Consider the following 22993-nt stretch of genomic DNA (forward strand, 5'->3'; position numbering starts at 1 on the left):
CGCGCGCCACGTTCCTCCTTCGGCTTTGCCCATGCTTCCCTCCCTGATCCAGAAACTCGAACAGATGGTCGATCGTCGTCAGGAGATCGAGGGCGAGCTCGCCACGCCGCAGGTGTCGTCCAACGCCGACCTGTTCCGGCGGCTGTCGCAGGAATACGCGCAGCTCGGTCCGCTGTCCGAAGGCTTCCAGGCCTGGCGTGCGGCGCAGATCGAGATCAGCGATCTCGAGCCGATGCTCGGCGATGCGGACGCCGAAGTGCGCGAGATCGCGCAGAGCGAGATCGAGCAGGCCGAAGCGCGCAAACAGAAGCTGGAGAAAGACCTCCAGGGATTCCTGGTTCCGCGCGACCCGCTCGACGGCAACAACGTCTTCCTCGAAATCCGCGCCGGCACCGGCGGCGACGAGGCCGCGATCTTCGCCGGCGACCTGTTCCGCATGTACGGCAAATACGCCGAGGCGCGCGGTTGGCAGCTCGAGAAGCTCAGCGAGAGCGAGGGCGAGCACGGCGGCTTCAAGGAAGTGATCGCGCGCATCGTCGGCTTCGGCGTCTATTCGCAGCTCAAGTTCGAATCGGGCGCGCACCGCGTGCAGCGCGTGCCCGAGACCGAGGCGCAGGGACGCATCCACACCAGCGCCGCGACGGTCGCGATCCTGGCGGAGATCGCCGAGACCGAGGCCATCGACATCAACCCGGCCGATCTGAAGATCGACACCTACCGTTCTTCGGGCGCCGGCGGCCAGCACGTCAACAAGACCGAGTCGGCGATCCGCATCACGCACTTGCCGAGCGGCGTCGTCGTCGAATGCCAGGAAGAGCGCAGCCAGCACAAGAACCGCGCGAAGGCGATGGCGCTGCTGGCCTCGCGCCTGCTCGACGCCGAGCGCAGCAAGCAGCAGGGCGACATGGCGGCGACGCGCAAGAAGCTGGTCGGCAGCGGCGATCGTTCCGAGCGCATCCGCACCTACAACTTCCCGCAGGGCCGCGTCACCGACCATCGCATCAACCTGACGCTCTACCAGCTCGAGCGCGTGATCCAGGGCGACCTCGATCCGGTGATCCAGCCCTTGCTGGCCGAGTACCAGGCCGACCTGCTCGCGAGCCTCGCGGACGCGAACTAGAAACCCATGACGCCCGCCGAAGGATCCGCGCCGATTCCCGATTCGCAGCCGCGACCAGTGCCGCCGGTCGAGGGTCTCGCGCCGGGGAATATCGGGGCCTGGGTGCAGTGGGCCGTGCGCGCGCTCGAGACGGCGTCTTCCGATGCGCGCATCGATGCCGAAGAACTGATGGCGGCGCAGCTGGGCTTGCCGCGATCACGGTTGTCGATGCGATTCGAGGATTCGATATTGGCGGCCGATGCGCTGCGTTACGCGGGCTCGGTCGAGCGGCGTCGCGTCGGCGAGCCGGTGGCCTACATCACCGGACGACAGGGCTTCTGGAGCCTGGACCTCGCGGTGAATCCGGCGGTGCTGATTCCGCGCGCCGATACCGAGACGCTGGTCGAGTGGGCCTTGCAGCTCATGCGTGCGCGCGCGGGCGGAATCGCGGCAGGCGCGCTGCGGATCGCCGATCTCGGGACCGGCAGCGGCGCCATCGCGCTGGCGCTCGCGCAGGAGTTGCGCGCGAACGCGGCGATCGTCGCGACCGATCAATCGGAGGCGGCGCTGGCGGTGGCGCGGCAGAACGCGCAGGCCGCGGGCATCGAGCGCGTCGATTTCCGTTGCGGCAACTGGTTTTCGGCGTTTCGCGACGGCGAGCGCTTCGACCTGATCGTCTCCAACCCGCCCTACATCGCCGAGCGGGATGCTCATCTCGAAGCGCTGCGCTACGAGCCCCGAGTGGCGCTGACGTCGGGCGTCGACGGTCTCGACGCGATCCGGCATCTCGCCGGTGGCGCGTTCGCATATCTCGCGCCGCAGGCCTGGTTGCTGCTGGAGCACGGACACGATCAGGGCGCCGCGGTTCGCGGCCTGCTGGACGAGGCAGGCTTCGTCGACGTGTCGACGCGGCGCGACTTCGGCGGCAACGAGCGCATCAGCGCAGGACGCCTCGGATCATGAGCAGCCTTGCGCGCTACTCCCGGCAAGTCGTGCTGCGCGAGATCGGTGTCAACGGTCAGCAGGTGCTGCGCGACTCGTCGGCACTGATCATCGGACTCGGTGGCCTCGGAACGCCGGCGGCGCTGTATCTGGCGGGCGCCGGACTCGGACGCCTCGTGCTCAGCGACTTCGATCGCGTCGCCGCGTCCAACCTGCATCGCCAGATCCTGTACCGGCAGGCGCAGGTCGGCGAGTCCAAGCTCGATGCTGCTCGCGAGCAGCTCGAGGCGCTGAATACCGACTGCAGGATCGAGTGTCGCAAAGGGCCGCTCGACGATGCCGCGCTGGTGGCCGCGGCGCGCGACGTCGATGTCGTGCTCGACTGCACCGACAACTTCGCCACGCGCTTCGCCATCAACCGCGCCTGCGTCACGGCGCGCAAACCGCTGGTCTCGGGCGCCGCGATCCGCTTCGACGGGCAGCTCGCGGTCTTCGACACCGCGCGCGCCACCGCCTGCTACGCCTGTCTGTATCCGGTGGCCGGTGAATCGCAGGAAACCTGCGAGGAAGCCGGCATTCTTGGCCCGGTGGTCGGCACCGTCGGCACGCGGCAGGCGCTGGCCGTCCTCAAGCTGCTGCTGGGCCTGGGCGACGATCGTGGCGTGCTGTGGATCTGGGATGCATTGACCGATACCTCGCGCCGCCTGAGCATCCCGCGCGATCCTTCCTGTCCTGTCTGCGGAACCCTCCATGCACGCTGATACCGACCTCGTCATGCCGCGCCGGCTCGCGATCCAGATCCTTCACGAGGCGCAGATCGCGCAGCCGGAGTCGATCGCCGGCGTCGTCGGCGCACGCGACGCGGAGCCCTCGAGTTTTTCGCAGGCCCAGGGCGTGGACTTCGCCGCGCGTGGGGAGACTTTATGGGCGCGGCTGTGGTCGAACCCCGCCGCGCCGGCCGTTCCGACGGCCGATCAGCTGTCCGGCGGCGGGCTGTACCTCGTCGTGTCGCTCAACATCAAGGGCGTGCTGGAAATGCGCGCCTGGGAGTTGAGAGGCGGTGCGCCGTTCGAGCGCGTGATCAAGGTTCAGGACTGAAGCTGTGCTCCCCTCTCCCGCAGGGAGAGCGGCCGGGGGTGAGGGAGTGTCTGCCCGACGTTTCGAGACGCTCCCTCATCCGCCCCTTCGGGGCACCTTCTCCCCGTGGGAGAAGGAAACGGCAACGTCTTAGTGCCGGAAGTGGCGCACGCCGGTGAACACCATCGCCATGCCGGCCTCATCGGCCGCAGCGATCACTTCGCCGTCGCGCATCGAGCCACCAGGCTGGATCACCGCGGCGATGCCCGCCGCAGCGGCGGCGTCGATGCCGTCGCGGAACGGGAAGAAGGCGTCGGACGCCATCACCGAGCCGCGCACGACCAGCTTCTCGTCGGCCGCCTTGATGCCGGCGATCTTCGCCGAGTAGACGCGGCTCATCTGGCCGGCGCCGATACCGATGGTCTGGCGATTCTTCGCGTAGACGATGGCGTTGGACTTCACGAACTTCGCCACGCGCCAGCAGAACAGCAGATCCTGGATCTCGGCGGCGGTCGGCGCGCGCTTGGTGACCACCTTCAGATCATCCGCCGTCACCACGCGGTGATCGCCGGTCTGGATCAGCAGGCCCGAGCCGATGCGCTTGACGTCGTGGCGATTGCGGCCGTCGCCGGCCGGAATCGCGAGCACGCGCACATTGGTCTTGGTCGCGGTGATCTCCAATGCAGCCGGATCGATGCTCGGCGCCATGATCACTTCGACGAACTGCCGGCTGACGATGGCCTGCGCCGTGGCGGCGTCGAGCGGGCGATTGAACGCGATGATGCCGCCGAAGGCCGAGGTCGGGTCGGTGGCGTAGGCCAGCTCGTACGCAGCCAGCGCGCTGTCAGCCACGGCCACGCCGCAAGGGTTGGCGTGCTTCACGATCACGCAGGCCGGCTCGGAGAATTCACGCACGCATTCGAGCGCGGTGTCCGCATCGGCGAGGTTGTTGTAGCTCAGCTCCTTGCCCTGCAACTGCCGGAACGTGGCCAGCGTGCCGGGCACCGGATACAGGTCGCGATAGAACGCGGCCTGCTGGTGCGGGTTCTCGCCGTAGCGCAGGTCCTGCACCTTGATGAAGTTGCTGTTGGCCTGCGTCGGGAACTCCATACGCGCGCCGTCTTCCTGCAGCGCCGAGAGGTAGTCGCTGATCGCCGCGTCGTACTGCGCGATGCGATTGAACGCGGCCACCGACAGCTTGAAGCGCGTGTCGCGGCCGAGTTCGCCGTGGCGGCTGAGTTCGTCCATTGCGCCGGCGTACTGCGCCGGATCGGTGAGCACGGCCACATGCAGCCAGTTCTTGGCCGCGGAACGCACCATCGCCGGACCGCCGATGTCGATGTTCTCGATGGCCTGTTCCAGCGTGCAGCCCGGCTTGGCGACGGTCTGCTCGAACGGGTAGAGGTTCACCACCAGCAGATCGATCGGTGCGATGCCGTGTTCCTGCATCAGGCCGTCGTCGGTGCCGCGACGTCCCAGCAGCCCGCCGTGGATCTTCGGATGCAGCGTCTTGACGCGGCCATCCATCATCTCGGGAAAGCCGGTGTGCTCCGACACTTCGCGGACCGGCAACCCTGCTTCGCGCAGAGCGCGGAAGGTGCCACCGGTGGAGAGCAGTTCGACGCCGAGCTGAACCAGGGCGCGAGCGAGTTCGACGAGACCGGTCTTGTCAGAGACCGACAGCAGGGCGCGCTGGATCATCGTGACGAGGAGGTCGGCCGTGCGCCGATCTTGTGCTGTCGCAGCTTCTTGCGCAGCGTGGCGCGGTTGAGTCCCAGCACTTCGGCGGCCTTCGATTGGTTGTTGTCGCAATAGCGCAGCGTCGCCTTGAGCAGCGGCGGTTCCACCTGGTCGAGCACGGTCGTATACAGGTCGACCGGGCGATGACCGTTGAGGCTGCGGAAATAGTCGTCGATGCACTCGGCGACGGAATGGCTCAGGGGCTTGGTCTCGACGTTCTTGTGAGCGGACATTCTCGGGTCGCCCTGTGAGCCCGGAGGAACACCATCCGGACGGTCTTGCGAAAAAGGGGCGCAATCATAGCGCCAGAAACGTGGACAGAAAATGCCCTGATCGGACGAAGGGCGAATCGTCCCGCTCAGCGCTTCCGGGCCGCGATCCGCGTCCAGCCTTCGCGCGACACGTCGGCTTCGAAATCGAATGCGGCAGCGTAGGCGGCGCGCACCTCGTCGGCTTGGCGGTCGAGCAGACCGGCGAGCACGATGCGGCCGCCCGGCTTGAGACTCGACGTCAGCAACGGAGCGAGCTCGATCAAGGGGCGCGCGAGGATATTGGCGAGCACGACGTCCGCCGGAAACGGTGTGAACACCGCGTCGTGTTCGAGTGCGTTGATGCCGGCCTGCACGCCGTTCTGCCGGGCGTTGTCGCGCGTGGCCAGGATCGCCTGCGGATCGATGTCCACCGAGGTGCAGCGGACCGCGCCGAGCTTCAGCGCAGCGATGCCCAGAATCCCGCTGCCGCAGCCGAAGTCGAGCACCTCGAGTCCGTCCACGTCGTTGCGCGCGATCCAGTCCAGGCACAGCGCCGTGCTCGGATGCGTGCCGGTGCCGAACGCCAGGCCCGGATCGAGCAGCAAGGTGGCGCAGCCGGGTTCGTCCACGCGCTTCTCGTGCGGGCACACCCACAGCCGTTCGCCGAACTTCATCGGCGGGCAGTCCTTCAGCCATACGCGCACCCAGTCCTGGTCCTCGACCAGCTCGGTCGACAGCTCGACGGTCGGGCCGTCCGGCAGGTACTCGCGCAGGTTGTCGCTGATGCGGGCGGCGTCTGCCTGCGCATCGAACAGCCCGATCGCGACGGTGCGCGACCACAGCGGCGTCGCACCCGGGGCGGGCTCCAGCACCGGATCGTCGCCGGCGTCGACCAGGCTCACGCTGCTGGCACCGCTGGCGAGCAGCAGCTCTTCAGCGAACTCGGGGTGGTCGGACAGCACGCGGATCTGCAGGAAGGCCATGGCGAAAGCCGGGGGAGGAGCGGGAACGCGCGCATGGTAGTGGCGAGCGTCACGGCGCGCTCGCAAACAGCGGCCTAGAATCCGCGCCCCCACCGTCCGCACAACGAAGTCCGGATACCGATGTTCCTCGCCAGCCTGCGCACCGAAGTCCGCGCCAACCTGCGCCTTGCGCTGCCGCTGATCGCCGCGCAGCTCACGTTCGTGAGCATGGGAACCGTGGACGCCATCTTCGCGGGGCAGCTGGGCGTATCGGAGCTCGCCGCGGTGGCGGTGGGCAGCAACATCTGGTTCCTGACCTGCGTGATGTTCATGGGCGTGGGCATGGCGGTCTCGCCGATCGTGTCGCAGCGCCTTGGCGCCGGGCAGTCGCCGGCGCTGATCGGACGCTTCCTGCGCAGCGCGATGGTGCTGTCCGCGCTGCTCGGCCTGGTCTGGCTGGCCTTGATGCTGTTCGCGGCCGGACCGGTGCTGACCTTGCTCGACCTCGACGCACGCACTGCGGGCTTCGCGCGCGAGTACGTGTTCGCGATGGCGTGGTCGGCGCCGCCGCTGAGCCTGTGCTTCTTCCTGCGCAACGGCGCCGAGGCGCACGGCATGACGCGCGTGCCGCTGGCCGCGGGCCTGGTCGGCCTGTGCGCCAACGCCTTGTTCGCGTGGCTGCTGATGTATGGGCACTGGATCTTCCCGCCGATGGGTCCCGAAGGCTGCGGCTGGGCGACGGTGATCGGTTCGTGGGCGATGCTCGCGGTCTACGTGGGCTTCTACCTGCGCTCGCGGATGCTGCGTGCCTTGCAGCTCTTCCGGCCCGGATGGCCGCGGATCGACCGCGAGACGCTGGAAGTGCTCAAGGTCGGTGTGCCGGTCGCCGCGATCATGGCGGCCGAGGCCTGGCTGTTCTGTATCGGGGCCTTGCTGATGGCGCGCTTTGGTGCCGACGCCGTCGCCGCGCACCAGATCGCGATCAACTTCGCCTCGCTGTGCTTCATGGTGCCGACGGCCATCGGCATGGCCACGGCCGTGCGCGTCGGCCACGCCGCCGGTGCCGGCGATCGTGCCAGCGTGGCGCTGCGGGGCCGCGCCGGCATCCTGCTGGGGATCGTGTTCGCCGGGATGTCGGCCTCGCTGATGGCGCTAGCGCCCGGCGTGATCGTGCACGTCTACACCGATGCGGAACATCTGGCCGGACCGGCCGCGCGCTTCCTTGCGTTCGCCGCCGTCTTCCAGATCTTCGACTGCGTCCAGGCCACCAGCAATGGCGCGCTGCGCGGGCTCAAGGACACGCGCATTCCGATGACGCTGACCTTGTTCGCGTACTGGGTGATCGGCATGCCGCTTGCAGCAGGACTGGCGTTCTGGACCGACGTCGGGCCGGCCGGAATCTGGTGGGGCTTCATCGCCAGCCTCGCCATCGCCGCGATCGGGTTGGCCGCGCGCTTCCATGCACGCACTACTTTCCCGTCACGAAGCGCCCGGTAGACTTTCCGAAGACCCCCATGCCGGACCCCAGCGTGTCCTCCTCCAAGCCGATCCGCTTGCTGTTGGTCGAGGACTCCTTCGCCGTCGCGCGCGAATTGCAGACGCTGCTGCGCGGCGTCGAAGGCGACGCGCTGGTGTTCGAGCATGTCGAGACGCTGGGCCAGGCGCTCAAGCTGCTGGGTCGCGGTCGCGCCCGCGCCCGTTTCGATTGCCTGCTGGTGAGCCTGCGCCTGTCGGATGCCGAGGGCCTGGTGGCGGTGCGGCGTCTGCGCACCAGCGAGCCGGACGCGGCGATCGTGGTGCTCGCCGCACCCGACGATCGCGCGCTGGCCCTCGAATCGTTGCGCCTGGGCGCGCAGGACGTGCTGGTGAATCCGTGGCTGCGTACCGCGGACGTCGCGCAGGATCTGCAGCGGCTGATTCGCGGCGCGATGGACAGCCGAAGGTCCAACGCTTCGCGTCCGGCGGAGGCGTCCACGCAGGGCGCCACCGCAGACGCATCGGTCGCGTCCTCGGTGTTCACGCGTGACGAGGAATCGGCGTTCGATCTTCGCTTCCAGCCCTGGGCACGGACGGTGGACGGCAGCATCCACGGCATCGAGGTCACGCTCGGATCACGTGCCGCGCAAGTCTCGCCGCGTGAATTGCTGAGCGCTGCGGAAAGTCGCGGCGAGCTGGATGCCTTGAGTCGCTGGTTGCTGCGTCGCGTGGCGCCGTTGTGGATCGAATGGCGCCGGCTGGGGATCGCACCGCCGCGCCTGGCGCTGAACGTGGCGCCCAGCGAACTGCATGCACGGAATTTCGCGGCCTCCCGCCTGGCGCTGATCGACGAACTCGGGCTGCGGCCGCGTGACCTGCAGATCGAACTGGCCGAGGACGCCCTGATCGGCGCAGCGGTGAAGGCGCATGGAGAACTGCAGGCGCTGCGTGACGCCGGCGTGCGCGTGATCGCGGACAACGTCGGGCGATCGCAAGTGGCCCTGCTCGCGCTCGGACGCCTGCCGCTGGATGGCGTGAAACTGGACATCGCATTGATCCAGTCGATCCGCCTGCAGGAACGCGCGTCGCGTGCGGCGGTACGCGGCATCGTGGGTTTCTGCGAGGAACTGGGCATCCAGTGCTGCGCCGTCGGCGTCGAGGTGGAGCCCGATGCGACGGTGTGCCGTGAACTGGGCGTGCCCTACATCCAGGGCTATTGGCTGGCGCGGCCGCAGACCTCGAAGGCGATGGGCGAATGGCTGATGCGCTGGCTGCCACCGGCGCCGCGCGCCACTCCCGAGGCGCCGTTGGCCTCCGTCTGAATTCAGAACGAATCGTTCTGGCGGCCAGGCCGCTCGCGGCGCAAGATGGCCCCTTCACTTCACCGCTCACGCAACAGGAGGAGCCCGCCATGACGCTCAGACTCGGCGACATCGCCCCCGACTTCGAAGCCGACACCACCGAAGGCCGCATCCGCTTCCACGACTGGCTCGGCACGAGCTGGGGCGTGCTGTTCAGCCATCCGAAGAACTACACGCCGGTGTGCACCACCGAGCTCGGCTACACGGCCAGGCTCAAGGGCGAGTTCGACAAGCGCAACGTCAAGGCCATTGGCCTGTCGGTCGACAAGCTCGAGGACCATCACGGCTGGAGCAAGGACATCGAGCAGACGCAGGGCGTGGCGCTGAACTTTCCGCTGATCGCCGACGCGGACAAGAAAGTCGCCAACCTCTACGACATGATCCACCCGAACGCGAGCGATACGTTCACGGTGCGCAGCGTGTTCGTCATCGATCACAACAAGAAGATCCGCCTGCAGCTCACCTACCCGGCCAGCACCGGCCGCAACTTCGACGAGATCCTGCGTGTCATCGACTCGCTGCAGCTCACCGACAAGTACAAGGTCGCCACGCCGGTGAACTGGAAGCAGGGCGAGGACGTGATCATCGTCCCGGCGGTGAACAACGAGGACGCGAAGAAGCTGTTCCCCGCGGGCTGGAAGGAACTCAAGCCCTACCTGCGGATCGTGCCCCAGCCCAAGTAGAGGTCTTCGCTCCCGAGCCGCGGCCCGCCTGGGCACGCGGTTTGCGAAATCGCGCGCTCGCGGATTTCGGGGAGTTCGAGCATGCCCTTGCTGCGTCGTTGTGGCGTTTTCGCCCGCTGCGCCTTCGTGTCGGGATCGTTCTGGATCGTGGCGCCGGTCGCTGCCGCCGACGTGGCGCAATACGGCGGAAGTTTTCGTCTGAACGCGACGCTGCCGGGTGACCAGCGCGATGTCGCGATCGCCGTGGCGCCCGATGGCCAGTTCGCTGCAGCGTGGACCGGTCCCGATGGCGGCGGCCTGTCCACGTTCGTGCGCTTCTACGATTCGGTGGGCAAACCCAGGACGCGCGAGATCCGCGTCAGCGATGCCGCCGTGGCGGAACAGACGCGCCCATCGCTGGCGACGACGGGCAACACCTACATCGTGGCCTGGACCACCGGCGAGGGCACGAGCACCGGCGTGCAGGCGCGCAGGCTCACGTTCGGCGGACGGTTGATCGACGACGCGCCTTTCGACGTGGATGCGCGCGGACCGGAATTCTCGGTCGCGCACCCGAGCGTCGCCTGCTCGATCGGCGGCCTTTGCGCCATCGCCTACACCTTGTCGAGCGAGGAGCCGGATTTCGTCGACGCCCTGGTGCGACGCATCGATCCTTCGACCGGAACGCTGGATCCCGAGATTCGGGTGTCGCCGCAGAGCGCGCGCAATCGCATGGCGATGCTGGTCCAGCCCGACGGCGCGTTGCGGCTCGCGTGGCAGCAGCCGGGTGGTGAATTCAACGATCGCGTGATGACGGCGAACCTCGCATCCGGCGCCTCGGTACCCAACGCCGCGGTGCTGGTCGGCCGTGGCTCGTCACCACGCATCGGCGGTGACCAGGACGGCAATTTCACGCTGGTGTTCGACCTGATGACCGACGAGGACGAAACCGATCGTCCGATCCGCGCGCGCCGGTATCTGGCGAACGGCACCGCGCTGGGCGAAAGCTTCGTCGTCACCACCGACAGCGCCAATCGATCGCCCGACGTGGCGGTCGCCGCGGACGGCGACTTCCTCGTCGTGTGGCAGGGCGTCGATCGTCCCGAGGACGAGCCGGGTGTGTTCGCGCGACGCTATCGCGCCGATGGCTCGCCCGTCGCCGCACCCTTCGTTGTTCGTTCGCCGACCACCGGATCGCAGCTTCTGCCCGCGGTGGCGATGGATCCGGATGGCGATGCGATCGTGGCGTGGGCCGACGATGCGCGCGACGGCGCGGGCCGAGAAAGTGGCGTGTACGCACGACGCTATCGTTCGATGACGCCGATCGATCTGAGCCTGATCCAGATGGACGCGACCGATCCGGTGGTGAGCGGGCAGATCTGGTCCAAGCAGCTGTTCCTGAGCAATCTCACGCCGACGATCGACACGCCGCAGACCCACGCCTACGACCGCGCGCTCGGCAGCGGCGACGCGCTGACGATCGACATCGAAGCCGATGCCGAATACGTGGGCACCGGACTGCAGACCAGCGACTTTTCGTGCGAGCCGGTCGATGCGGCGCTCGTGCGCTGCCATCGCGCGCGCGGGCTCGAGGCCGGCGCGAACGACTACATCGAACTGCGCTTCCGCGCCGGCAGTCCGGGCATCGTGCGCAGCCGCGTCACGTTGACGGCTGCGCAGACCGAGGGACGACGATCCAACAACACGGATCCCGACAGCACGCGGATCGTGGCGCCCTGACCGCGCATTTTTCAGCGGACCGTGCGGCCGGCCGTGCAGTTCGCGAGCGGCGCGCCAGCAGCGGTTTTCAGGGCGCGACGCCCTGGCGGCTGCCCAGCGGCTCGTTGGCGGCGCGTGCGTAATGCAGGACGTCGCCCAGGCCCTTGACGTGCACCGGCCCGCGCGCGACCAGTCCGCGCGATCCGGCCAGCTCCACGGTGCGGGCGTCGATCAGGATCTCGCCGCCGCGCGCCAGATCGCATAGCCGCGACGCGAGGTTCGCGGCGTTGCCGATCGCCGTGTATTCGAGCATCGACGACGAGCCGATGGCGCCCACCGTGACGATGCCGCTGGACACGCCGACGCCGGCCGAGAGCGGCGTCTCGGGGCGGTGCCAGCGCTGGGTGATCGTCTGCGCGGCCGTCATGACCCGTTGGGACAGCGCGAGCCCGCGCGTGGCGTGATCCGCGGCCGGAATCGGCGCGCCCACCAGGATCATGATGCCGTCGCCAGCGTAGTCCTGGATCGTGGCCTGGTACTCGGCGACGACGACGCCCACCGCCTCGTAATACTCGCCGAGCAGCTGGGTGACGACCGTCGAATCGTGCGCGTTGGAAAAGTGCGTGAAGCCGCGCAGGTCGCAGCAGACCACGGTCAGCTCCAGCTTCTGCGACTGCATCGTGTAGGCAAGGCCGCGGCTGGCGACCTGCTTGACGACCTCGTGCGACAGGAAACGGCTTAGGAACTGCCCGCGCTCGCCCTGGATCGTGTGGTAGCGCAGCCCGCCGATCAGGAAGATGAAGAGTCCCGGCAGGCTGGTCAGCACGTTGTAGCCGGCCGGCAGCACGTAGTTGGCGAAGAAGAACGGCGCCGCCAGGGCCACGCAGACCACGCGCTGGCGTTCGGCCTCGTCGATGCGCTGGCTGAAGACGATCAGGCCCACCGCGACCATCAGCGAGCCCATGACGACCACCGGCAGCGCGAACATCCAGAAGAAGTCGCCGCTGCAGCCGCCCTCGCGGCCCACGCAGAACAGGAACAGCGTCATGCGCTCGACCGGGTAGATCGCGCCCAGGACCAGGTACAGCAGGGTCACGCCGGCAAACATCCAGGTGCAGCGGCGGATCCAGCTCAGCGCGCGGGCGGACGGTTGTGCGGCCCGGACTACCCGGATCATCCACAGCAGCAGCCCGCTCATGACCAGCGCATCGAAGATCGGGAGCTGCACCAGCCACCAGGTGCCGTCGCCGTCGGGGTGGAGGACGTTCTGCGCGGGATACGACATGTTTGCAAGTCCGACCATGGCCACGGCGAAGGCCAGGGCGCGGGTCGAAGGCGAGCGGGGATCGCCGAAGAAATACGTGATGGCCACGCCCAATCCCGAGACACCGACGACGGCCGCGACGACGACGACGGCGCTGTCGTCCATCGGCAGGGTGAAGAAATCGGCGTATTGCATGCCCGATTCTAGTTCGCGGCTGCCAGTGCAATTAGAATTCACGCCCCCCGCCGGCCGGCGGACCCCCAGGTGTCTTCCATGACCAGCCCGCTGAATCGCAAGTCCAAGACCATCACCGGCGGCGTCGCCCGCAGCCCCAACCGCGCGATGCTGCGTGCCGTCGGCTTCGGCGACAACGACTTCGAGAAACCCATCGTCGGCGTCGCCAGCGGCCACTCCACGATGAACCCGTGCAACGCCGGCATCGCGCCGCTGGTGGTGCGCGCGGAGGAAGCGCTGCGCAAGGCCGGCGCCATGCCGCAGACCTTCGGCTTCCCGACCGTCACCGACGGCATCTCGATGGGCACCGAGGGCATGAAGTTCTCGCTGGTGTCGCGCGAGGTCATCGCCGACTCCATCGAGACCGCGGCATCGAGCCAGTGCATGGACGGCGTGCTCGCCGTCGGCGGCTGCGACAAGAACATGCCGGGCGCGATGATCGGCATGCTGCGCATCAACGTGCCCGCGGTGTTCTGCTACGCCGGCACCATCAAGCCCGGCTACTGGAAGGGCGTGCCGCTGACCATCGTGTCGCCGTTCGAGGCGGTCGGTGCGTTCAACGCCGGCACCATGAACAAGGAAGATCTCGACGGCATCGAGAAGAACGCCTGCCCGACCACCGGCGCCTGCGGCGGCATGTACACCGCCAACACCATGTCGAGCGCCTTCGAGGCGCTGGGCATGAGCCTGCTGGGTTCCTCGCAGATGTCCTGCCCGGATCCGGAGAAAGCCGATTCCGTGGCCGACTCGGCGCGCGTGCTCTACAACGCCATCGTCAACGACATCAAGCCGCGCGACATCGTCACGCGCAAGAGCATCGAGAACGCGATCAGCCTGGTGATGGCCACCGGCGGTTCGACCAACGCCGTGCTGCACTTCCTGGCCATCGCGCACGCCGCGGGCGTGGAATTCTCGATCGACGACATCGAGACGATCCGCCTCAAGACCCCGGTGCTGTGTGATCTGAAGCCCTCGGGCAAGTACGTGGCGGTGGACCTGCACAAGGCCGGCGGCGTGCCGCAGGTGCTGAAGATGCTGCTCGCGCATGGCCTGCTGCACGGCGATGCGCTGACCATCACCGGCGAGACCATGGCGCAGGCGCTGGAGCGCGTGCCCAGCGAACCGCGCAAGGACCAGGACGTCATCCGGCCCTGGGACAGGCCGATGTACGCGCAGGGTCACCTCGCGATTCTCAAGGGCAACCTGTCGCCCGAGGGCGCGGTGGCCAAGATCACCGGCCTGAAGAACCCGGTCATCACCGGCCCGGCGCGCGTCTTCAACTCCGAGGAGGAGTGCATGGACGCGATCCTCGGCGACAAGATCAAGGCCGGCGACGTGCTGATCATCCGCTACGAAGGGCCCAAGGGCGGCCCCGGCATGCGCGAGATGCTGGCGCCGACCAGCGCGATCATCGGCAAGGGCCTGGGCGAGAGCGTGGGCTTCATCACCGACGGCCGCTTCTCCGGCGGCACCTGGGGCATGGTCGTGGGCCATGTCTCGCCCGAGGCCTACGAAGGCGGCGTCATCGCGCTGGTGGAGGAGGGTGACTCCATCACCATCGACGCCAGGAAGCTGCTGATCCAGCTCAACGTGGACGACGCCGTGCTCGCCGATCGCCGCACGCGCTGGAAGCAGCCGACGCCGCGCTATACCCGCGGCGTGTTGGCGAAGTTCGCGCGCGTGGTGTCGAGCGCCTCCAAGGGCGCGGTCACCGACTAGTCCTGATCGTTGCGGCCGCGACGATGCGCCGCATCGAACTGTCGTTACCCTGGCCCGGCGTGGCGGCGCGCCTCGGCGTCTTCGGCATTCCGGGCGCCGAGTCGCGGCTGACGCCGGCGATGCGGCGCGTGCACCAGTCGCGCAGCGCGCGAGCGCTGGCCATCGATCTGCTGGCCGAGCAGGGCCACGAGGCGGTCGAGGTCCGGAAGAACCCCGGCGGCGCGCCGGTCTGGCCCGAGGGTTTCGTCGGCAGCCTGGCGCACACCGAGTGCTACGCGGCGGCAGCCGTCGCGCGAACGGACGCGTGCACGGCGCTGGGCATCGACGTGGAGCCTGCCGAAGCGCTGCCCGCCGACGCTGGCGACATCGTGCTGACCGAGGACGAGCGCGCCTGGGTGACCACCGCCCAGACCACGCGCCCCGAGATCGCCCGCCTCGTGTTCTGCGCCAAGGAGTGCGTGCACAAGGCGGTCCATCCATTGCGCGGCGCCTGGCTGGAATTCTCCGACGTGCGCATCGTCTTCGATGCGCAGGCCGAAACCTTCGTGCCGCAGCCGCTGACGCCGGCGGCGCAGGCCGCGTTCGCCGGATTGCGTGCGGAAGGACGCGTGCTCGTGCGGGAAGGGCACCTGGTCACGGTGCTCGCCTTGTTTGCGTCGTCGTAGCCCGGACGAAGTCCGGGGCTTCTGCCGATCGACGGAGCGGGATCCCGGACTTCGTCCGGGCTACGGGCGCGGCTTGACGCGCGCGAGTCCACCGCTTGTACTTCCGCGCCTCACGCCCGTCGACACCGATCTGTCCGAATGAGTGCTGCACCCGACCTCACGTTCCTGATCGAGTCTTTGTACAACGACGGCGTCGGCAAGATGCGCGTGCATTTGATGAACGAGATCGCGCGGCGCGGCTATCGCGTCGAACTGCTGCTTGCCGAGATGGACAGCCCCTATCTGTCCAAGGTCGATGCGTCGATCCCGCGCCAGGGTCTTCGCAGCGTGCATGGCTTGAAGGGCTTGCCGGGCCTGGCGCTGTACCTGCGGCGCTCGCGTCCGCGCGTGCTGCTCACGCAGCGGGTGCGACTGAATCTGCTGGCGCTGCGTGCGCGCGCCCTGTCACGGACCGATACGCGGGTGTTCGTGACCGTGAACGTCAACATGTCGGCCAAGTTCGATCACCAGTCCGCCCGCAAGCGCGATCGCCAGATCGATCACATGCGCACGTATTACCCGCGCAACGACGGCATCATCGCGGTGTCACGCGGCGTGGCCGACGATGCCGCCGCGCTGATCGGCATCGCGTCCGATCGCGTCACGGTGATTCCCAATCCGACGGTGACGCCGGAACTCGCGACGCTTGCCGCGCAGCCGCTCGATCACCCGTGGTTCGCGCCCGATCAGGCGCCGGTGCTGCTCGGTGCCGGACGGCTGATGATCGAGAAGGGATTCGACACGCTGATCCGCGCATTCGCCCTCGTGCGGCGCGACGTGCCGACCTGCCGCCTGATGATTCTGGGCGAGGGACCCGATCGCAAGGCGCTGGAAACCCTGGCCGCGGAACTGGGGCTGGCCGAGAGCGTGGCGATGCCGGGTTTCGCGAACAACCCCTATGCCTACATGACGCGCGCCAGTGCCTTCGTGCTGTCGTCGACGCGCGAGGGCTCGCCCAATGCGCTGGTCGAGGCGCTGGCGGTCGGCGTCCCGCTGGTGTCGACCGACTGCCCGAACGGGCCGCAGGAAGTGCTCGAAGGCGGGAAGCACGGGCGCCTGGTGCCGGTGGGCGATGCCGCAGCGCTGGCCCGCGCGATCGTCGATACGTTGCGTGATCCGGTCGGCACGAAGGATTCCCGCATGGCCGCGGCGCAGCGCTATACGGTGGAGCGCAGCACGACGCTGTACCTGCAGGCGCTGGGGCTGGCTTAAGGACCATCTGCGCAGGTCCTGTCGGGGCTGACGCGCCTCCTGCCCACCTCTCGACCCTGCAGGAGGGGCGTCAGCCCGCAGCCTTCCGGGCGTGGAAGGCGACCACGCGCGCGAACTGGTCAGGCCAGCGTACGGCCTTCTTGCCACCCTTCAGCGGCACGATCTCGACGACCTCGAAGTACGTCGACAGCAGCTTGCGAAGGTCGGAGTAGCGCATGAACTGCAGGTGGGTCGGGTCGCGCGCCATCCACAGCTTCTTGCCGCGGAATACGTCCCAGCGATCCTTCCAGTGGTAGGCCAGCGGCAGACTGCCAAGGTACTGACCGCCGGGAGCGAGCACGCGCCGGACCTGTTCGAGCGTGAGATGCGGGTAGGGCAGGTGCTCCAGCACCTCGCCCATCACGATGACGTCGAAGCTCGCATCGGCGAAGGGCAGGGCCTCGTTGAGGTTGACCTCCACGGTGTCGACCCCCAAGGCCTCGCGCGCCAGGCGCATGGCCCCGGCATCGATGTCGCCGATCGTCACGTGGTTGCCGTCGACGAAGTGGCGGGTCAGTTGGCCGTCGCGGCCGCCCAGGTCCAGCACGCGCCTGCCGGTGCCGATCCACCGCTTGAGCAGGGGGCCGCGCTGTCCTTCCTCGAAGGACTGCCCGAGCCGCTTGCCGATGACGTGGTGCGATTCGTAATAAGCCCCCAGCGACGTCTTGCTGGTGAGCGAAAGCGGGTCGTCCGAATTCATGCGGAGCACCGGGGGTCGAAGGCCCGCCCATCTTGCTTGGCCCGCCACGAACCTTCCATGGCCCGACGTCATAATGGCGATATGCCGACGCAGAATCAGGCGGCCATGTGCCGCGGGTCCGACCGATGACGCCATCGCCACCGCGCATCACGGTCCTGATCCCGACCTACAACCGCGAGCGCCTGCTGCTGCGCGCGCTCGACAGCATCGCCGCCCAATCCTTTCGCGAATTCGAGATCGTCGTCGTCGACGATGGCTCCACCGATGCCACACCGTCCGCCGTCGCCGCGTGGTCGTCGGCCAACGGCATCCCGGTGAGCTACGCGCGTCAGGACAACGCCGGACAACACGCGGCGCACAACCGCGGCGTGCAGCTCGCCACCGGCGAGCTGGTCGTCATGCTCGATTCCGACGACCTGCTGGCGCCCGATGCGCTGCGCCATTACGTCGAGGCCTGGGACGCGATCCCCGCCCGCCAGCGCGACGGCTTCTGCGGCGTGCTCGGACACTGCGCGTGGTGGGCCACGCGGCAGAACACCGGCGACGCCTACCCGCAGCCGGTCTTCGACTCGACCTACCTGGAGGTCAAGCAGCGCCACCGGATCCACGGCGACAAGCCCGGTGCCTGGCGTCGCGACCTGCTGTTGCTGCATCCCTATCCGGTGTTCCCGGGCGAGCGGCGGTTCCGCATGTCCTGGGCCGCGCAGGTGATGGCGCTGACGCACCGCGTGCGCTGCATCGACGTGGTGCTGCACTACGTCGACCAGCAGGCCGACGGTCTTTCGTCCAACACGCTGCGCAAGCGGCTGATGGCGCCGCGCAGCCTGTGGTTCTGCTTTCGTGACGAAGCCAACCGCTTCACCCGCGGTTATTCGCGGCGGATACGGCTGCAGGCGCACGTGCGCTACGTGCGTTACGCGCTGCATGTCGGCAAGGGGCCGATCGCGCAGCAGCGCGAGATCGCCGATCGCGCGCTGCTGCTGCGCGCTTGGCCGGCGGGGTTCGTGAAATGGCTGCGCGATGTGGTCTATCGTCGCGCGGGATGGGTCAAAGTCCCGAACCGGTCCCTGACTTCCGCTCCATGATCCTGTCGAACCGTTACAACTTCCTGTACGTCCACATCGCCAAGACCGGTGGGACCAGCGTGCGTGCGGCCTTGAAGAGCCTGCAGTGGCGCGATCCGTATTACCTGGCGCAATGGATGTGCTCGCGCCTGTCGGGGCTGACCGGGCATCGCATCGCCTCCAAGCTGCCGCGGCACTCGAAGATCGTCTGCGCGCAGGAGATGCTGCCGCGCGAGTTCTTCCTGGGCCTCTACAAGTTCGCGTTCGTGCGCAATCCCTGGGACCTGCAGGTCTCGAGCTATCACCACCTGAAGCGCGAGCGGCCGTTCCTGCTCGAAGGGCGCGAATCCTTCGAGGCGTTCACGCGCTGGAAGCTCGACCCCGAGCGGCCCTACCAGTACCACCTCGACACCGCGATCACGCCGCTGACGGACTATCTGGTCGACCTGCACGGCCATCTGCTGACCGACTACATCGGCCGCTACGAGCGCCTGCAGGAAGACTGGGACCACATCTGCAAGCACCTGGGCATCGCCACGCCGCCGCTGCCGCACAAGCGCCAGGCCACCGACCGGCAGAAGGATTACCGCAGCTACTACAGCAGCGACCTGGCGGATCTCGTCGGCACGTACTTCAAGCGCGACGTCGATCTGCTCGGCTACCGCTTCGATCCGGAGTAGACCGCCGTGTGCGGCATCGCCGGCATGGTGCTGCGCCGCGGGCGCGTTGCTGAAGGCGATCTCGCGCGCATGGCCGCAACGCTCGCGCACCGCGGACCCGAGGACACCGGCCATTACGTGTCCGACAGCTTCGGCATCGCACACACGCGGCTGGCGATCATCGATCTGGCGGGCGGACACCAGCCGATCTTCGACGCCGGCAAGCGCTATGCGCTGGTCGCCAACGGCGAGATCTACAACTACGTCGAGCTGCGCGCCGAACTCGAAGCGCTCGGTGCGCGGCCGCAGAGCCATTCGGACAGCGAGGTCGCGCTGCATGGCTGGGCGCACTGGGGTCGCGATTCGCTGAAGCGCCTGCACGGCATGTACGCCTTCGCGCTGTTCGACCACGCGCAGCGCGAGCTGTGGCTGGTGCGCGATCGTCTGGGCATCAAGCCGCTGTACTACGCGCGGCTGCCGGATCGCCTGCTGTTCGCCTCAGAACTGAAGGCGTTGTTGCCGGCGCTGCCGTCGACGCCGGCGATCGATCCGGCCGCGCTCGCGCAGTTCCTGCAGAACCAGGCGTCGAGCGGACGCGAGACGATCTTCCGCGGCATCGAACGCGTGCTGCCGGGCGAGGCGCTGCGCATCGACGCGGAGCTGAACATCGAGCATGTGCAGTACTGGCGTGCAACGGACGTGAAGCCGCGGGAACTGACGCACGAGCAGGCGGTGGAGGAATGGGAGCCGCTGTTCGCACAGGTGATGCGCGAGCACATGCGCGCGGACGTGCCTTACGGCGTGTTCCTGTCCGGCGGCGTCGATTCGGCAGTGCTGCTCGCGCAGATCAAGCGCCTGCACTCGCAGCCGGTGCGCACGTATTCGATCGGCTGGTCGGACGCGCGGCAGACCGACGAACTCGACGGCGCGCAGCGCATCGCGCAATTGCTCGGCTCCGAACACCAGCCGATCCGGCTGTCCTCGCAGCAGGTGTTCCGCCGACTGCCGCGCTGCGTCTGGGCCGCCGACGACCTGATGCGCGACTACGCCTGCCTGCCGACGCTCGCGCTGGCCGAAGCCGCGGGACGTGACCTGAAAGTGGTCTTCAGCGGCGAGGGCGGCGACGAGGCCTTTGCCGGCTACGGGCGTTATCGGCCCGCGTGGATCGAGCGCCGGTTCAAGTCGATGCGCTATCCGGGCAGCGGCGGTTTTCGCGCGCGCGGCGAACTCGACAGCAGCTGGGCGCGCCGACTGTTCCAGCCGGTTCTGCGCGATGCATTGGAGCAGCATCGCGCGCCGTTCGTGCGCGCCTGGGCGCAGACGCCGGCCGAGTGGACCGACCTGCAACGCCGTCAGTACGTGGACCTGACGACGAACCTGCCGGACGACCTGCTGGTGAAGGCCGATCGCATGCTGATGGCCTTCAGCGTCGAGGGTCGCGTGCCGTTCCTGGACCATCGCGTGGTGGAGTTCGGCCTGTCGCTGCCGGACGCGCTGAAGGTGCGCAAGGACTCGGGCAAGGTTTTCCTGAAGCGCTGGGCGGAGAGCTTTCTTCCGGCCGATCACCTGTGGAAGCACAAGGCCGGATTCCACGTGCCGGTCGGCGAATGGCTGCGCGGGGATTTCCTCGCGGCGCTCGCGCAGAAGCTGCCGCGCAATGCCGCGATCCTCGAATGGTGCCGGCCCGAAGCGGTCACGGCGCTGCTGGCGCGCCAGGCCGCCAAGCACGATGCGACGCGCGAAGTCTGGAGCCTGATGCAGTTCGCGATCTGGCATCGCCTGTTCGTCGAAGGCGGCGGCAGCCGCGCGGTTCCCGGGGCCGAAGAGGATCCACTCGCGTGGCTGTGACGTCGGAGGGCACCGCGCCGCGCGTCGCTTTCTTTTTGGCGACTTCCGGACACAGCGGCGTCGACCGGCTGATGCGGAACCTGATTCCCGCCATCGCCCGTCGCGGCTACGCGGTGGATCAGCTCAAGGTGCGTCGTCACGGGCCGGACCTGGGCGACGCGCCGGGTGTGCGCGTGATCGACCTCGGAAGTTCGCACGTGTATTCGAGCCTGCCCGCCGTGATCGGATATCTGCGGCGTGAACGTCCGGTCGTGATGCTCTCGGACAAGGACAAGGTCAATCGCTGCAGCGTGATCGCGCGGGCGCTGTCCGGCGCCAGCACGCGACTGGTGCTGCGTTCGGGTACCACGATCTCGGTGGACCTGGCGCATCGCGGCGCGATGGATCGCTGGATGCAGCGCAACTCGATGCGCTGGCTGTATCGCAAGGCGCAGGCCGTCGTGGTGCCGAGTGTCGCGGCGGCGCAGGACCTCGTCGGCTATACCGGCCTGCCGGCGTCGCTGGTGCAGGCCTTGCCCAGTCCGGTGGTGCCTGCGCCGCTGTTCGAGCGCGAGGCGGCGCGTCCCGATCATCCGTGGCTGCAACCCGGCGAGCCGCCGGTGATCCTGGGGGTCGGCGAACTGTCACCGCGCAAGGATTTCGCGACGCTGCTGCGCGCCTTCGCGAAGCTGCGACATCACGGTCGCGCGTGCCGCCTGCTGATCCTGGGTCGTGGCGGGCAGCGCGACGCACTGCTGGCCGAGGCCGCCGCGCTGGGCGTGGCCGACGACGTCGCGCTGCCGGGCTTCAGCACCGAGGTGTTCGCGTACATGACGCACGCCGCGGTGTTCGCGCTGTGCTCGCACTGGGAGGGCATGCCGGTGGTGCTGATCGAGGCGCTGGGCTGCGGCACGCCGGTGGTGGCCACCGACTGCCCCGGCGGTTCGCGCGAACTGCTGGAAGACGGTGCGCTCGGACCGCTGGTGCCGATCGGCGATGTCGATGGGCTCGCCGCCGCGCTCGAGTCGCTGCTGATGCAGCCCAAGCAGGCCGAGCGCAATCGCGCGGCCGCACGACGCTACGAGATCGAGGCCGCGACGACCGGCTACTTGCGTGCGATGGGCCTGCCGCCCACGCCGTCGGAGAGAGGATGAGTCCGCAACGCAAACGCCTCGGCGTACTGATCGCTTTTTCCGGCGACGGCGGCGTCGAGCGCATGGTCACCAACCTGTGCGCGGAGTTCGCGCAGCACGTGCAGGTGGACCTGCTCGCGCTCAAGCTCGATGGCGGCCACGCGGCGCGCATTCCGCCGAGCGTGAACCTGATGCGCCTCGAAGCGCGCCATGCCTGGACCAGCGTGCCCGAGGTTGCGCGCTACCTGCGGGAGCAGAAGCCCGACGCGCTGCTGGTGGCGAAGGACCGCGCGGGACGTGCGGCCTTGTCGGCGCGGCGCAAGGCCGGCACCACCACGCCGATCTTCATTCGCCTGGGCACCAACCTGTCGGCCGCGCTGGAGCGCAAGGATCCCTTCAGCCGCTGGCTGCGCACCGCGCCGATGCGCCGCCGCTATCCCGAGGTCGACGGCGTGATCGCGGTCTCGGAAGGCGTGCGCGAGGACACGCTGCGCGTCACCGGCATCCCGGCGCAGCGCGTGCACGTGATCCGCAATCCGGTGATCACGCCGCGGCTCGCCGACCAGGCGGCGGAAGCCGCGCCGCACGACTGGCTGGTCGACAAGTCGCTGCCGGTCGTCATCGGCATGGGACGGCTGACGCGGCAGAAGGATTTCGACACGTTGCTGCGCGCGTTCGCGGCGATGCAGGCCGAATTGCCGTCGCGTCTGATCATTCTTGGCGAGGCGCCGCAGCCTGGCGATCGCCAGCGACTGGAGCAGCTCGCGCGGTCGCTGGGGGTCGAGGGCCGTCTGCTGTTGCCGGGCTTCCAGAAGAACCCGTACGCCTGGCTCGCGCATGCTGACCTGTTCGTGCTGTCCTCGGCCTGGGAAGGTTCGCCGAACGCGCTGACGGAGGCCCTCGCGCTGGGCATTCCGAGCGTGTCCACCGATTGCCCGAGCGGACCGATGGAAATCCTGGCCGGCGGGGCGTTCGGACCGCTGGTGCCGGTAGGCGACCCCGCGGCGATGTCGGGCGCGATGCTTGCGACTTTGCGCTCGCCGCTGCCGGCGGATCGTCTGCGCGCCGCGGTAGCGGAGTATCGTTCCGACCTGAGTGCGCAGCGATATCTGCAATTGATGAACCTGCTTCCCCGAACGAACGACTGAT

The 22993-nt window shown here is 68.3% G+C and carries 21 protein-coding genes; 16 read left to right on the plus strand and 5 right to left on the minus strand.

Going from position 1 to position 22993, the window contains the following annotated elements:
* The first annotated feature begins 31 nt into the window (after positions 1-31).
* Genes prfA through DFR24_RS22630 form a run of 4 tightly spaced genes read left to right on the plus strand, consistent with a single transcriptional unit; the run spans position 32 to position 3139 of the window.
* Entirely contained in the window at positions 32-1120 is a 1089-nt protein-coding gene (gene prfA / locus DFR24_RS22615) for a peptide chain release factor 1 (RefSeq protein ID WP_133883733.1), read from the plus strand.
* Between the two features lie 6 nt (positions 1121-1126).
* On the plus strand, positions 1127-2062 hold the full coding sequence (prmC, locus tag DFR24_RS22620; protein ID WP_133883734.1) for a peptide chain release factor N(5)-glutamine methyltransferase: 936 nt from the start codon (positions 1127-1129) through the stop codon (positions 2060-2062).
* A complete protein-coding gene (locus DFR24_RS22625) occupies positions 2059-2802 on the plus strand; it encodes a HesA/MoeB/ThiF family protein (protein WP_133883735.1) in 744 nt (247 codons plus the stop codon). The genes prmC and DFR24_RS22625 overlap by 4 nt, the downstream gene beginning before the upstream one ends.
* On the plus strand, positions 2792-3139 hold the full coding sequence (locus tag DFR24_RS22630) for a hypothetical protein (protein WP_133883736.1): 348 nt from the start codon (positions 2792-2794) through the stop codon (positions 3137-3139). The genes DFR24_RS22625 and DFR24_RS22630 overlap by 11 nt, the downstream gene beginning before the upstream one ends.
* 129 nt (positions 3140-3268) lie before the next feature.
* Here the strand turns inward: DFR24_RS22630 and purH are convergent, their stop codons facing one another.
* The 3 genes from purH to prmA form a co-directional block, all read right to left on the minus strand.
* Positions 3269-4819: a bifunctional phosphoribosylaminoimidazolecarboxamide formyltransferase/IMP cyclohydrolase gene (gene purH / locus DFR24_RS22635; RefSeq protein ID WP_133883737.1), complete on the minus strand. Its 1551-nt coding sequence runs from the start codon at positions 4817-4819 to the stop codon at positions 3269-3271.
* Positions 4816-5091, minus strand: a complete 276-nt coding sequence (locus DFR24_RS22640) for a helix-turn-helix domain-containing protein (RefSeq protein WP_133883738.1) — start codon at positions 5089-5091, stop codon at positions 4816-4818. The genes purH and DFR24_RS22640 overlap by 4 nt, the downstream gene beginning before the upstream one ends.
* A 125-nt stretch (positions 5092-5216) precedes the next feature.
* Entirely contained in the window at positions 5217-6092 is an 876-nt protein-coding gene (gene prmA / locus DFR24_RS22645) for a 50S ribosomal protein L11 methyltransferase (RefSeq protein WP_133883739.1), read from the minus strand.
* A 120-nt stretch (positions 6093-6212) separates the two neighbouring features.
* On the opposite strand from prmA, the gene DFR24_RS22650 reads away from it, so the two are divergent.
* From DFR24_RS22650 to DFR24_RS22665, 4 genes are all read left to right on the plus strand, one after another.
* Entirely contained in the window at positions 6213-7568 is a 1356-nt protein-coding gene (locus DFR24_RS22650) for an MATE family efflux transporter (RefSeq protein ID WP_246051764.1), read from the plus strand.
* Positions 7569-7600: 32 nt separating this feature from the next.
* Positions 7601-8869, plus strand: a complete 1269-nt coding sequence (locus DFR24_RS22655) for an EAL domain-containing response regulator (protein WP_162851385.1) — start codon at positions 7601-7603, stop codon at positions 8867-8869.
* Between the two features lie 89 nt (positions 8870-8958).
* On the plus strand, positions 8959-9591 hold the full coding sequence (locus tag DFR24_RS22660) for a peroxiredoxin (RefSeq protein WP_133883742.1): 633 nt from the start codon (positions 8959-8961) through the stop codon (positions 9589-9591).
* Between the two features lie 81 nt (positions 9592-9672).
* Entirely contained in the window at positions 9673-11310 is a 1638-nt protein-coding gene (locus DFR24_RS22665) for a hypothetical protein (RefSeq protein ID WP_133883743.1), read from the plus strand.
* Between the two features lie 67 nt (positions 11311-11377).
* Here the strand turns inward: DFR24_RS22665 and DFR24_RS22670 are convergent, their stop codons facing one another.
* On the minus strand, positions 11378-12748 hold the full coding sequence (locus DFR24_RS22670) for an adenylate/guanylate cyclase domain-containing protein (RefSeq protein ID WP_133883744.1): 1371 nt from the start codon (positions 12746-12748) through the stop codon (positions 11378-11380).
* Between the two features lie 78 nt (positions 12749-12826).
* Between DFR24_RS22670 and ilvD the strand changes: the two genes are divergently transcribed.
* The 3 genes from ilvD to DFR24_RS22685 all read left to right on the plus strand — a co-directional run bounded on the left by ilvD (position 12827) and on the right by DFR24_RS22685 (position 16422).
* A complete protein-coding gene (ilvD, locus tag DFR24_RS22675) occupies positions 12827-14506 on the plus strand; it encodes a dihydroxy-acid dehydratase (RefSeq protein WP_133883745.1) in 1680 nt (559 codons plus the stop codon).
* 23 nt (positions 14507-14529) lie between these two features.
* Positions 14530-15171 carry a 4'-phosphopantetheinyl transferase family protein gene (locus tag DFR24_RS22680; protein ID WP_133883746.1) on the plus strand — a complete coding sequence of 214 codons (642 nt, stop codon included), beginning with the start codon at positions 14530-14532 and terminating at the stop codon, positions 15169-15171.
* Between the two features lie 138 nt (positions 15172-15309).
* Entirely contained in the window at positions 15310-16422 is a 1113-nt protein-coding gene (locus DFR24_RS22685) for a glycosyltransferase (RefSeq protein ID WP_133883747.1), read from the plus strand.
* Positions 16423-16492: 70 nt separating this feature from the next.
* On the opposite strand, the gene DFR24_RS22690 is transcribed toward DFR24_RS22685, so the two are convergent.
* The gene (locus DFR24_RS22690) at positions 16493-17161 is read right to left on the minus strand and encodes a class I SAM-dependent methyltransferase (protein WP_133883748.1); all 669 of its coding nucleotides are present in this window, start codon (positions 17159-17161) and stop codon (positions 16493-16495) included.
* Between the two features lie 125 nt (positions 17162-17286).
* On the opposite strand from DFR24_RS22690, the gene DFR24_RS22695 reads away from it, so the two are divergent.
* The 5 genes from DFR24_RS22695 to DFR24_RS22715 are packed head-to-tail and all read left to right on the plus strand — an operon-like array spanning position 17287 to position 22992.
* Positions 17287-18246, plus strand: a complete 960-nt coding sequence (locus DFR24_RS22695) for a glycosyltransferase family 2 protein (RefSeq protein WP_133883749.1) — start codon at positions 17287-17289, stop codon at positions 18244-18246.
* Complete coding sequence (locus DFR24_RS22700; protein WP_133883750.1) at positions 18243-18905, plus strand: sulfotransferase family 2 domain-containing protein; 663 nt, start codon at positions 18243-18245, stop codon at positions 18903-18905. The genes DFR24_RS22695 and DFR24_RS22700 overlap by 4 nt, the downstream gene beginning before the upstream one ends.
* A gap of 6 nt (positions 18906-18911) precedes the next feature.
* Positions 18912-20732, plus strand: coding sequence for an asparagine synthase (glutamine-hydrolyzing) (gene asnB, locus DFR24_RS22705; protein ID WP_133883751.1), 1821 nt, complete (start codon positions 18912-18914; stop codon positions 20730-20732).
* Positions 20723-21865 carry a glycosyltransferase gene (locus DFR24_RS22710; RefSeq protein ID WP_246051765.1) on the plus strand — a complete coding sequence of 381 codons (1143 nt, stop codon included), beginning with the start codon at positions 20723-20725 and terminating at the stop codon, positions 21863-21865. Before asnB ends, DFR24_RS22710 begins: the two co-directional genes overlap by 10 nt.
* Positions 21862-22992, plus strand: coding sequence for a glycosyltransferase (locus DFR24_RS22715; RefSeq protein WP_133883752.1), 1131 nt, complete (start codon positions 21862-21864; stop codon positions 22990-22992). The genes DFR24_RS22710 and DFR24_RS22715 overlap by 4 nt, the downstream gene beginning before the upstream one ends.
* Position 22993 lies beyond the last annotated feature (1 nt).

It is taken from the genome of Panacagrimonas perspica (assembly GCF_004364935.1).
In the GTDB taxonomy this organism is placed as follows: Bacteria; Pseudomonadota; Gammaproteobacteria; order Nevskiales; family Nevskiaceae; genus Panacagrimonas; species Panacagrimonas perspica.